Origin of the sequence: Rhodococcus sp. H-CA8f, from assembly GCF_002501585.1 — a bacterium.
GTDB classification, from domain to species: domain Bacteria; phylum Actinomycetota; class Actinomycetes; order Mycobacteriales; family Mycobacteriaceae; genus Rhodococcus_F; species Rhodococcus_F erythropolis.
In genome coordinates this window covers 43,369-55,364 of sequence record NZ_CP023721.1, presented here as the reverse complement: position 1 = coordinate 55,364, position 11,996 = coordinate 43,369, and the positions used below count along the sequence as shown (strand labels likewise).

The 11,996-nt window shown below is 61.5% G+C and carries 12 protein-coding genes; 8 read left to right on the top strand and 4 right to left on the bottom strand.

Annotated elements, in window-relative coordinates:
- Positions 1-108 precede the first annotated feature (108 nt).
- A complete protein-coding gene (locus CPI83_RS29145) occupies positions 109-405 on the bottom strand; it encodes a hypothetical protein (protein ID WP_097388335.1) in 297 nt (98 codons plus the stop codon).
- A 72-nt stretch (positions 406-477) separates the two neighbouring features.
- On the bottom strand, positions 478-618 hold the full coding sequence (locus CPI83_RS30835) for a hypothetical protein (protein WP_157920648.1): 141 nt from the start codon (positions 616-618) through the stop codon (positions 478-480).
- A 385-nt stretch (positions 619-1,003) separates the two neighbouring features.
- Between CPI83_RS30835 and ligD the strand changes: the two genes are divergently transcribed.
- The 5 genes from ligD (at position 1,004) to CPI83_RS31110 (ending at position 7,653) form a co-directional block, all read left to right on the top strand.
- Complete coding sequence (gene ligD, locus CPI83_RS29135; RefSeq protein WP_232816961.1) at positions 1,004-1,984, top strand: non-homologous end-joining DNA ligase; 981 nt, start codon at positions 1,004-1,006, stop codon at positions 1,982-1,984.
- A 716-nt stretch (positions 1,985-2,700) separates the two neighbouring features.
- Positions 2,701-3,033 (top strand): hypothetical protein, encoded by a 333-nt coding sequence (locus CPI83_RS29125; RefSeq protein WP_097388332.1) that lies wholly within the window; start codon positions 2,701-2,703, stop codon positions 3,031-3,033.
- A gap of 1,193 nt (positions 3,034-4,226) precedes the next feature.
- Positions 4,227-5,207, top strand: coding sequence for a hypothetical protein (locus CPI83_RS29110; RefSeq protein WP_097388329.1), 981 nt, complete (start codon positions 4,227-4,229; stop codon positions 5,205-5,207).
- 216 nt (positions 5,208-5,423) lie between these two features.
- Positions 5,424-6,563 carry a hypothetical protein gene (locus CPI83_RS29105; RefSeq protein WP_097388328.1) on the top strand — a complete coding sequence of 380 codons (1,140 nt, stop codon included), beginning with the start codon at positions 5,424-5,426 and terminating at the stop codon, positions 6,561-6,563.
- A gap of 79 nt (positions 6,564-6,642) precedes the next feature.
- Positions 6,643-7,653 carry a hypothetical protein gene (locus CPI83_RS31110; RefSeq protein WP_198586387.1) on the top strand — a complete coding sequence of 337 codons (1,011 nt, stop codon included), beginning with the start codon at positions 6,643-6,645 and terminating at the stop codon, positions 7,651-7,653.
- Positions 7,654-7,755: 102 nt separating this feature from the next.
- On the opposite strand, the gene CPI83_RS29095 is transcribed toward CPI83_RS31110, so the two are convergent.
- Positions 7,756-8,322, bottom strand: coding sequence for a hypothetical protein (locus tag CPI83_RS29095; protein ID WP_097388327.1), 567 nt, complete (start codon positions 8,320-8,322; stop codon positions 7,756-7,758).
- Positions 8,323-8,374: 52 nt separating this feature from the next.
- Here CPI83_RS29095 and CPI83_RS29090 point away from each other — a divergent pair, with 52 nt between their 5' ends.
- From CPI83_RS29090 to CPI83_RS29080, 3 genes are all read left to right on the top strand, one after another.
- Positions 8,375-8,803: a hypothetical protein gene (locus tag CPI83_RS29090; RefSeq protein ID WP_097388326.1), complete on the top strand. Its 429-nt coding sequence runs from the start codon at positions 8,375-8,377 to the stop codon at positions 8,801-8,803.
- An 83-nt stretch (positions 8,804-8,886) separates the two neighbouring features.
- Positions 8,887-9,294, top strand: a complete 408-nt coding sequence (locus CPI83_RS29085) for a hypothetical protein (RefSeq protein WP_097388325.1) — start codon at positions 8,887-8,889, stop codon at positions 9,292-9,294.
- Positions 9,295-9,481: 187 nt separating this feature from the next.
- A complete protein-coding gene (locus CPI83_RS29080) occupies positions 9,482-9,898 on the top strand; it encodes a DUF2690 domain-containing protein (protein WP_097388324.1) in 417 nt (138 codons plus the stop codon).
- Between the two features lie 694 nt (positions 9,899-10,592).
- Here the strand turns inward: CPI83_RS29080 and CPI83_RS29070 are convergent.
- A complete protein-coding gene (locus tag CPI83_RS29070; RefSeq protein ID WP_097388322.1) occupies positions 10,593-11,780 on the bottom strand; it encodes an FtsK/SpoIIIE domain-containing protein in 1,188 nt (395 codons plus the stop codon).
- Positions 11,781-11,996: the final 216 nt, after the last annotated feature.

Sequence of the window (11,996 nt, the reverse complement as noted above, 5' to 3'; positions counted from 1 at the left end):
CGAAACACTCTTTGAGCTGCGGTGATCCAGAGAATTTGAGGAGATCTTCGGCGGCGCTTGAGCGGCAACGCAGGCTTGGACTGGCAGTCCTCTTCCGGGTCGAAGTGGCTAGCGGCGGAGGAACTCGGAGAGGGCGTTTCGGGCGTCGTCGAGGGTATTGAAAGGGTCGCCGCCGAACAGGAATTGCAACTCGCCGTAGCGATCGGCTTTGACTGCGTGGAAAATGCGGCCTAGTTCTTCCATGCCTCGGACTCGGTTACGTGATTCGACAAAGTACTGGCCGTCGATGACCTCAGTTTCGATCCTCGCAGCCTCGAGCTCACACCTCGGGTGGCGGTACCAGGGTTGTGGACTGCTCTCGTTTGCGGCCAATATCTCTTCAATATCGTTGAAACCCTTGAACATTGTTCCTCCTCGTAGGGTCGAATGCCGTGTGTCGGGGTCTGGCAGGTGGGTGTCTCGTCGACTTGGGCCACACTAGCGGTGCAGAGTGTCCGGAGGTGAGGCAACCTTGTGATGAGTCGATTCGACGGGCTGCACCGTCAGGCAACAGGTTTCGCCCGGTACCAGCACGGCGAGCGGCGCGTCAGGCCTATCGGCATGGGGCGCGATTCTCATGGTTCGACGCTACAGCGGTTACCTCGACGAATTCTCACCGAACCACGCGTTGAGCTGAACCGGGAACTGCCCACCGCACTCTGCGCGGTCGTGAATCCAGCCTCGGCAGTAACGAGGCTGTCGGCGACGCTGTCGATCATTTGGTGGATCCGCGCCCGACCAAGTCGACCGACTTCCGGCGTACACGATTCCGGTCGGGAATTTGGCCAACAGGTTGTTGACCAAATGTCTCGAACTGGGAGTCGCCGCGCCGGAAGCCTCGGCGACGGTCACACCGGAACCCACGCCAGAACATGGAATGGAGGGCCTTGCCCACGATGGCAGCCGACCCCGCGAATCGGGCGAAAACCTTACCAACAAGGGCGAAGGTGAGCACACTTGAAAGATGAGTGCCCGCAAGCCGGTCCAACCGATGCTCGCGACCCTCGGACCACCACCAGAAAAGGAGGGCTGGGCGTTCGAGCAAAAGTGGGATGGATTGAGAGCGATCGCCGCCACCGGCAAACCCGCGCCGGTCCTGTGGTCCCGCAACGGAAACGCCATCACCCGGTCGTTTCCCGAGATCGTCGACGCGCTCGCTGAGCAGCTCGGCAACCGTGAAGTGGTCCTGGACGGGGAGATCGTCGCGCTCGACGCCCGCGGGGCCCCATCCTTCTCGCTTCTGCAGCGACGCATGCACGTGCAGGCCCCGACTGCACAGGTCCGCAGATCTGTTCCAGTGACCTACTACCCGTTCGATGTCCTCACGGTCGACGGCGAATCGACGATGCCGCTGCCGTACCTCGAGCGACGGGCAGTGCTCGAAGATCTGGGTCTCATCGGCGACCGGATCGTCGTACCCCCGCACTGGCTCGACATCGATGGCGCCGCGATGCTCGAGGTGGCCCGCAAACACCATCTCGAGGGCATAGTCGCCAAGAGAACGGACTCGACGTACCAGCCGGGGAAGCGGTCCCCACGGTGGATCAAATGCCCGGTCAGAGCGAAGACCACCGCCGTCATCTGTGGATACCTGCCCGGCTCCGGAACCGCTAGCCGCGGAATCGGATCGTTGGTCCTCGGCGCCCACGACGATAGTGGTTCCTTGATCCAACTCGGGCATGTCGGCACCGGCTTCACTGCCCGGACGCGGCGGGACCTTTGGGCGCAACTCCACGAACTCGAACGCCCCACCAGCCCGTTCGCAGTCGCCCCGCCACCCTCTGTGGCCAGAAATGTCAGATGGGTTGAGCCACTGCTTATTTGCGATGTCGAATACCGCGAGTACACCGGCGACGCACTTCGTCACCCGTCGTACAAAGGGCTCCGCACCGATAAGTCCGTCGACGACATAACCGCCCCGTTATTGCGAACGGATACAACCTAAATCGAGATCTTCGGCCATATTTCCCCGGACGGTTTGCCCGACAGATCGGGTCGCTGACGCATCCTCAGCGGACCTTCCAGCAGCTTCGGTTCCCCAGCTTCACATCTGAATTGCCGACAGGAACATTCGGTTGTCGTGCCCTGCCGTTGGACTCCACACCGCTCGCAAGTAGCCTCGGCCGGTCACCGGGGACTCGCACGCTACCAACCCTTCCGACGAGGCTGGACGGAATCCCGATGGCACTTGGTCCGGGTCATAGGAAACGGTTGGGGCGCAGGAGATCAGCCCCGAATCAGTCCGAAGGTTCGCCGCCCGTTCTGGTGAATTCGACTCGATGACCAAGAACGCAGAAGAGTCGGGAAACGAAGGGTATGTCTCGGAGTACAGCACCGAGTCGTCGTCGGACAGCTGCAACCCGAGGTCCGTTGCCATCGACACTGCCGCCTTCTCTGCAGATCGTGCGTCCACCCACCGGTACACCGCAGGACCACCAAACCCCAACACGAGCGCCCCGACAACGACGGCAACACACACAAACAAGCGACCCGGGCGCGCACCGTAAAGCCTCATCGTCGAATTTCATCACATACCCGAACATCGAGCATCAACGCCCGCCATGCGGAGACGATGGAGCGCTACAGGGATGACATCTGACCGCCCTGCCTTCGTTGCGATCAATAGCGGCTACGGTCGATGAAGGAATTGAAAGGGCGCACATGCTGATCGGATTGGGATTTCTGGCCTTCGCCATCACCTTCCACCTTTTCGCCGCTCGTATTGCGGCCGGTGAAGGTTACGGTCGGCAGCTGCCCGCCGCCTCCAGTGCGTCCTCGTCGCGCCTCTCCGGGCAGGTTCGTCGTGCCCAGACTGTGGGCTGGGTGCTGAGTATCGTTGGTACGGTGCGCATTTTGGGCCCGTATTGGGGTACAGAGCCGCTGTTGGTGGGAGGTTTGGCGGTTGTTGCGCTCGGTCTGGTGAACGAGCTCCCCAGTCTGGCAGTCAATGCGTTGTGCAATCGAAATCAGAAGAAGGGGACGTCTCCTCAATAACCTGACTGACCCCGCGGTGACAGAACGAAGCAGGGCGCGCTTCACCAAGCCGGAACGCTCGACTGGTCAGTATCTGGATCCGGCGAGAACGTACGCTGCGCACATGAATTCATCCGGAGGTGTAGGACGAGCTTTCTTCAACGCCTCATCCCTCGCGCTGGTAATCGGCATACTTGGATTGATCGTCAGTTTCGGTGTGACATCGCGGTGGGGGTTCCCGGCCTCTGCGCCAGCGCTCTGTCGATCAAATTTGTATTCCAGCGGTGCGCTCGAAGACGCAGGATGGGCGTGGATCCCATTTCCCGTAGCCTCCTGCAAGACATTGGATTTCGACTCAGCTGCGAACTACTTCGCACTCGGGTGGGAAAACTCCATCACAGCAGCAGTATCGCTCGTAGTCATCGCTACAGCCCTGAAGGTCAAGCTGTGCCACAGAACCTGAATCGGCCAGCGTCAGCTACGGGTGTCATCAGCACCGGCGGAGGGGGCTACTGACACAGCAACTAGAGGTTTCGGCGGAACCTCGATCACGCACCATCTCACCAGTAGTGGTGCGTTGACCTGTTGAGGCCACGTTCGCTTCGCGGATTTGGGGAGACACGGTGTTATTGCGCTCCTTACCGGGATGCATCGCATTGGGTAGCGTGCGTGTGTGGCTCTGGAAGAGAAGTTTTGAAGGCGCAACACCGTTCGGCGACCGCTACTGTGTTGGTCTTCGCTGGATTCGGCTTGGTGTGTGGGCTCGTAGGTGCTGCCGTGTTGTGGTGGTACGTCTCCCAACCCTTCACGATCTACACAGCCAGCTACCAGCCGCACGATCTCCAATCGTTCCGGATCGAGACAGTCTCGGTTAATCGATTCATCATTGGACTGATCGTCGGTGGACCCCTTCTCGGGTCCGCGGTCGGGACACTCGTTTCAGTGACGGGCTGGAATTTCGTACGACGCCAACCCCCACTCAATTCTGACTAGATCGTGTTTGACGCGTTCGCCCCCACAGCGTTCCTCCTAGGAACCTCCGCTAAGTTCCCCCGGCTCGGTGACGGTATTCGACCCCGGCACCGGTGTCTCCCGTGCGCTGCGCTCCATCTTCGAATCTCTCTCAAACTCTTCCGAGGTGAATCTGACAGCTCAGGTCAGGGCACTCCTGTATCCTGGAATGTTCGCCTGAACGCCGACTGGATAGGGCAAGGATGATTCTCTCAGCACAATATTCACTGCCGCACCATATTTGGGTCGAGATGGATGCGCTCGATTGCCGGTATGAAACCTATATCGGTCCGGTGCGGGCAACGGTGGTAACACCTCCGCGCGTAGGACCGTCCGACTTGACGATTGCACCCACTCTCGTCGGCGTCCCCGATGAGGCATGGGCAGTCGAACCAGGGGACGAGGTTCCTCAGTGGTCGACGACATACGCATCTTTCGGCACCGACAACGCGACCGGATTGCGACGGATTGGTTTAGAGCTGCGCGAGGACGATCGGGAGGTTTGGGAATCACCACATCATCGTGGGCAGCCTCGGACCGCGAAAATCGCTGATGTCACGGCCAATCACATTGGACATTGGTTCTCGCAGGTAGAGAACTGGGTGTCCGTCGTGACCGGCGAAGATATCAACCATAGACAGCCAATCTATGACTCCAATTCCATCGGGCCAGGTCTGCTGACGTGGCGGCATGGTCAATGGATCGACGGGGGAGTTCGAATTTCGACACCGACACCCGCCCCTCTCTCCCAGAATTTTTTGCGCGCCATCCTGGAACGAGTAGGAGATGGGGACCAGCCGCCGATCGAGCATCAATTGTGGCGTGACAGTAGGGCCGCTCTGGTGCGTGGTGACACGCGGAAAGCTGTGCTGGACGCAGCGACGGCAGTAGAAATCTGCCTAATCGATCTGGTAGCGAAAACCGAAGCGTCCACCGGAGAGAAGTACAACGGTCGCCAGGGCTTGATAAGTCGGTCGAAGTGGGTGGCGACCAGAGTTGAGGACTACACCCCGTATCCGGCGTTGAAGCAACTCGCCGACCTGCGTAACAACACCATTCACGCGGGAGGGGCCGCGACATACGACGAGGCTTGCTCCAGTGTGCGCGTAGCGATTGACACAGTCATGAAGCACGGCAAGTCACGGGACCCACGCCGTCCACACGCGTCGGTGATCGATGGATAATAGAAGCCGCCGCCACACTCCTGTCCGCGACGTTTGGACGTAGTCCATCAATTGATCGATTCCGAGACTTCGCGCTACTGCGCCGAAACACAACCGGCGTGCGTATATCAAGGCGAGTGTCCGTTATGTTTCTTTCTCGTGGTTGCTTTCCGTGGCCGCTCCGCACCTCCGTGTGGATACATCCCGTGGGGATTCTGTCGGAAAGGCGCACCAACCGTGACAACACCTGATCTACGTCGCCGGACTCGATGGGGCCGCATCGCTGCCGCCCTCCTGGTCGCCGCGGGCATTGCGCTTACCGGAGGAGTCGGTGTCGCGTCGGCAGACACGGCAATCTCCTACCATGCCCAGTTCTGTTCAGACGCGAAGGAGGGAAACAACCTTGCTTTTCAGGTCAACGACGGAAAGCCGAGCGACTGGGGCCCCTGGGACGCGCCCGAGGACACTTGGCACGGGGAGTGGATGTCAAACGTCAGGTTCGACACGTGGGTCGATGACATCCGCACGCCTTACGGGATGGGCATGTGGTGTTACACCGTCGTCCGCTCAGACCTCAGTGAGGGCGACTGGATTCGTCTCGCACGTTGGAATCCGGCAGCTAGCACGGCGACGCGTCTCACTGAGGTAGTGAAGGTTGATGGCGTCGTATTCGAGCGCCCTGCTGGAGCTCAGGGGTGGGCGGCGGCTAGCCCGCGGTGCTGCAGCATTGCCTATGAGGTCCTCCGGGCGCCGACCATTCCCACTCTTGTCAGTGCAGGGTTCGCCGACCCGACACCCGTCGTGGTGACCGGCACCGTCGGAACGAGCCTGTCCCGCAGCTTCACTGCCACCGGATCGCCCACCCCTGCCGTGACCGTTGTCGATGCGGCGAAGCTCCCGCCCGGAACTACGTTCGCGAAGGATCCGGTCACGGGTGTCCCGACCCTGACCGGGACGCCGACCACCCCAGGCACATTCGGCTTCACACTCACCGCTTCCAACGGGGTCGGAACCCCCACGACCCTCGATGTGACGTCGACTGTTTCTCCGGCTCCTGTCGCTCCGGTGTTTGCGGACACTGCGCCCGTTACGTTGACCGGCACCGTCGGAACGAGTTTGTCTCGCAGCTTCACTGCTATCGGAACACCGATTCCTGCCGTGACCGTTGTCGATGCGGCGAAGCTCCCGCCCGGAACTACGTTCGCGAAGGATCCGGTCACGGGTGTCCCGACCCTGTCCGGGACGCCGACCGCCGTCGGTAGCTACAAGTTCAGGCTGGCTGCCGACAACGGTGTCGGTGCCCCCGTCAACCTCGAAGTAACGGTCACGGTCCAGTCATCCCCGGCCGGGTCCCTCGGCTCGATCTTTGGCAGCTGACATGTCTACCAGCCCCGACGTTCCGCCGCTACTACGTGGGCGGGCGGCCTGAGCACGATGTGAGGGCTAGGCTGCGGACATGACTGCCTGGATCGAAGTGCTCACGGCACTGACTGCCGGTCCCGATCTTCCTCTCCGCGGAACGATTCACGGAGTCCGTGCCGAGGGCGTTTCCGAGTCGTTCACCGGCGGATTCGCTTACAGTGGGCCGCCTCCGATGATGGTGGTGCCAGGTCATGGCTGCCGGGTCTGGCTGTACGGCAACAAGATCAGAGTCGAAAATATCGACGGAGAACCGGTCTTTATCAGCGACGGCGTTCGGGCATGGGATTTCACCGGCCGATCCGACCGGCCACTCGTCGGTTCACCCGACCGTGTTATCTATCTAGGTCCCAACCAATTTCTGCTCCGCCGCCGCAGCGCCGCAGAATGGGCCGGAAACGACTTCGCCCAGCCTGTCGGGGAAGTGGAAGTTACCAAGTTCGCTGGACGGGATTGTTGGACAGTGCAACTCGCGCCCCCGGAAGGCAAGCCGTATCCGCTTCGGATCTGGGTCGATGTTGAATCCGGACAGATGCTCGGCTACCGCATCGACGAGGTTGGGGAAGGCTCGCGGTTCGTCGACGTCACCGTCGGCGAAACAATGGATGAGTCGCTGTTCGTGTGGGATGGGCCTGCTGTCACACCGGAAGAGCATCAGCAGCTGCTTCGAGACGAGCATCCTGCCGCGCAACGCGAGCAGGTGCAGTGGTTCACGAACAACGTGACCGATGCACAGTTGACGGTCCGAGTGCCTGTCGATTTCACCCCGGACAGCATCCGCGCAACGGACTCTGGGGGTTTCGATGCGTCGAACCGTGTAGCGATGCTCTCTCGCCGTCCGCGGAGTGTAGAGGGATGGGAACCGAGATGGGGTGTTCCCCATTACGTTTGGTCGACTCCGTTGTGGGACTGGGCTGCAGGCACGATTCATGCCGACCTGGACGACGCAGCCGCCGACGAACTCCGGCAACGCATTCACCCGGGGGAACCGGTGGACCGCGCGAAGCGGATAGATCCGCCGGGGCGGGGCGGCAATCGTTCGACGTGACACGAAACCGGCCACCCGGTCAAGCATGAACGAGGTCACGGAGGTTTACTGCTCGGTCGTGATGCTGCGGCGCCAACAGTTGGTAGTCGAACGCCGCGGAAGTCAGGACTCGCCGAGCCGGATGACCTGACGGCCGGGTGTCGACGGGATGCGCCTTCCGAAATATGCGCGCTGCTGGGTCTGGGTGCATGGGCCGAGATCGAACGCCCATCCGCCGTGAACGGGTTCGACGTCGACGATGCTGCGGACTTCGGTGATCCAGCCGCCGATGGTCGCGAGGAACGCCGCGCCGACCAGTTCCGGAGCGCCGCGGACGGCCCAGACCTGGCGGATGGCGTCGTCCCGATACTTGCCGTCGAGTCGACGATGCCATCCGATGTAGCGACCTTCCTCGGGGCTCCACCACGCCGGGCCGACGCGAACCGCGATGCCGTGGACGGAGGTGTCCGCCCACCTGTCGCGTTGGGTGAGGAGGGCGTTCATGGCCTCGTTGGTCGCGGTCAGGTTTGTGCCGTCGAAACTCGCCGGTCCGCCCAGTTCGGCGCGGATCAGTCTTTCTGCCATGGGGCGGGAGATATCGAGTTCTGTTGCGACGGTTGGGATCGTGTGGGTTAGGAGGGGAGACAGATCGACCGGTTCGACTGTCAGTGCGTGCGGTTGGCGTGCCATGTACCCATGCTAGCATTTCACTCGGTAATGTTGGTGACCTTTGGGAGGCTTAGTGAGCACAGCGCAGGTAGTCGAGCACGGAACCGCCATCCTCCTGGACTGGATCAGGACATCGGGACACACGGCCGAGCTGGTGAGACCCAGCCGCCTCGCCATCGACGGACATGTCGTACGGCTCGCGATCATCTCAACCGCACTGCACGGAAAAGGATTTCGAGTCCAGCGGCCCGAACAGGACACAGCTATCCACATTCAGGTGTGTGTAGGCGAGGACGACGGCGGATCCTCGCCGGTCACCGAAATCGTCGTCCTCGACGCCGATTACGCTTGGCAGCTACCCGGTATCTGTGGCCGATCAGTCCCGCAGGGCTGCACGGAATACAATTTCGCCACAAGAACTCCGCAACTCGATCGACTGCTCCGGCCGTTCGTGACGCGCACCCCGCTCGAACTCGGTGATCGCCTCGCCGACCTCCTCTGACAAGGCGACACCCCTGCGCTGTCCACCACGACGCAGGGTGTACTGCAGAGCCGCACCAGCCCACGACAGGAAGGCATCGCGACATGCTGCACGACGACGGCAACATCCGAAGGCTCGTCTTTGCAGACGAATTCGCCGCGTTCGTGCGCACCACCGAGGAAGCACTCCGCGACCTCGACTCGTCCGCCACTTTCGCCCACGAGCAATGGACGGCGGAGTACATCGACGAGTGTGCCCCGGACTGCAAAACCGATGCAGACGGGTACCGGATCCACACCTCGTGCCGCGTCGGTGAATACATGGTCGGCCCAGCCGCGACACCCAAGCAACTCGACGTCTACGGGCAGGTCCGCAAGCGTCGGACGTGGAGCGCCCGCAACCCGGGACCGGGTATGCGACGACACCTGCTCGGACTCCTGATTCGCGGACTCGTCGACTACGACGAGTCGGTCGAGATCTTCACGCTCGCTCCACTGGTCACCGGCCGCTGATCCGAGGAGATCTGAGCGGGCGTTCGGCGGCGCGGGTGATGTCCGGTTCTCCTGGCCTTGTCATCTGTTCGACTGAATTGGCGTGCATTCATCCACTAGTTGGGTGACCGCCGAGCTAGCGTGAGCGTTCCCGAACGGTTGGTAGTGCGCACCCAGGCCGTCCTCGTCCGAGCGAAAGGATCCGACAGTGAAGGTCAGTTTCCTGAAAAAGGCTGCAGCAGTAGTGGTGTTGACGTTTTCCGCGGCTCTTGTCAATGTGCCGTCGGCATCGGCAGTCACCTGTTACGGCGACTACTGTTCGGGCGTCGACCCTCTATCGTCGGGGTGCTCCGGCGATGCCAAAACAATAGCCAGCGCATACGTGTACGGGAGTGGTGGAACCGCGCAGGTCAACCTCCGGTGGTCGCCGACGTGCAAAACCAACTGGGCGCAAGCAAATTTTGTGACCAGCAGTATCAAGGCGGTGCAGTACGGCGGTTACCCCCAGGAGTACAGCAACAACAACGGCACCAATTCGTGGTCGAAGATGATCTACTCGCCGAGCCTTTGTGTGAAGGCATCGATATGGGGCGGTTGGGGTGTCACGGACACAGCGTGTTTGTGAGACCTGACGAGGCCGGTGACTCCGAATTTCGTCGAGCGAGGTAGCGCTAGATCTCCGATCCGATAACGAGTGTGCCCCGCCGGATGATAAAGCGGGGCACAGTTGTGAGGACACTAGATACTCGGAAGAACACGCATGTTGAGTTCCCTGCACTCCCGCATCAGCAATGAGAGATCACGTTCGAACGAAGCAAGGTAGCTCGACGCCATCGGGCACAGATTTGAACTGCTCCTTCACCGCAGGGAGGTCGTGGACGACCACTAGTAATTTGGCTAGTTCACTTTCGGTGCTTGCGGTCTTGCGCGAGCGGGCCTCCTCGACGGCCTTCGCTGCGAGCGCAACGTGTTCGGCAGCTGTTCCCGACACTTCTGCAAACGCCAGAGTCGCGGTTGAGTCGATCAGCCATTTCGTCGCGTGCACCAACGGCAGAGACGATCGATCCGAAAACGCAGGCTTGGCCGATGAGGTTCTCGATGGGTGCCGTCCTCTTTGCACCTTCGACGAAGTGAATTCTGCGCGGTGAGGACTCCATACCTGGTGACGGCGCTCGAGCCTGCAATGAAAGATGCAAGGCCACAGTGAATATGAGAGAACCGGCCGATGCGTCGTGCCCCGAACCGGCTAGCAGTTCGGGGCACGACGTCAGGGCGAGGTATGAGCTAGAAGGCCGATCGGTTCTCCGTGAATCGGAGCATCAGGGGCGGAATGCGTCAGCCGTGCCGAGATATGACGGATGAAGCGGATCGTACTGTTCCATGTCAGGGTCGGCGGTGCCGTCGGGTCGATCGAGCGCGACCGTCGGGCAGGCGTACAAAGCGCTGAGGGGCTGCCCATAATGGGGGCCGTCGACTTGGAACCACAGTCGGGGGTACAGCGAGGGGACCTTGATGCTGACCTCGTGCGCGGTGTGCGTGACGTCGACGTCCCCGTCCGGAGCGCGCTTGGCATCGCCGGGGGTATAGCCGATGAACGTCTGGATCTCCACGATCCGGCTGCAGCCGTCCTCACCGGTGAACGCCACCAAACCCCTGCCGCGAGCGTGGCTTCCGAAGGACTCGATGATTCGGCGTGCTGTCGCGCGATGAGGATAGGGGAATGTGGTGCACGTCGCCGCGTTGTCCGAGGGGCCGAGCGCGACACGTGTGCTGAGATTTTCGAGCAAGGGCGCCGGGATAGCGCGCGGAGAAGGGTCCTGAGTAGCCACGATCACGTGCACCCTGAATTCGCGGCCGATGCGCGTAATGAGCTGAACATCCGAATCGAACTCGTGGAAATCGGTGCCGTATACGTCCCGGATGCTCGCGCGTATCGTGGCGTACTCGTCGAGCAGCAGCAACAGTGGCGGGCATGGGAACGGACCGCGTTCTCCCGCCTGCCTGCGTTCCCAGGCATCTGCCTGACGGCCGCGCAGTTCGTCGGCCACCATCCTCACCATGCGCATGTGGTCGGCAGTGCGCTGCGAGATCGCCACGATACCGGGCTGCCGATGCAGACCCTCGTAGTCGGTGCCTTTGCCGTCGCAGAGGAAGATCATCCACCCAGCGGACCGGCACGACTCGATCACCGTACGGGTGAGGACAGACTTGCCCGATCCGGTCACGCCGAAGAACAGCGCGTGCGGATTCTTGGCCAGGTCGACCCCGACGACGTCACCGGATTCGTCGATCCCGAGCTGCATGCGGAAGGTGGGGTACATTTCGCTCGCTTCGTCGACGCCTGTCGGTATCCGCGTCGGGCTCGGCAGTGTGGCGAAGGTCGGGAATCGAGGGGCGACAGATTCGGGAGCCTGTGCGGCGATCTGCTTCTGCGCGGTGACGTACTTTTCGCCGGTCGCCTGCGCTCGGGCGCGGGCCTTCTTCTTCATTGCGGTGTTGTCTCGCATGACTTTTGATCCTCCATGTGTCAGTTGTGCATCCGGTTCCGTGCCCACCTGGATGCGCTGCACATACAGGGGTTGTTTCTCACGCGAGTCCGAGACCCTTGCCCTCCAAAGAATCGTCCGGCACGGGAACGGATTCAACGGGGAACGGCTCGCGTGGTGAGCCGTGTACCGATGAAACTATCTGGCGCGCACCAACTCCGCAACACCACCTTGCGG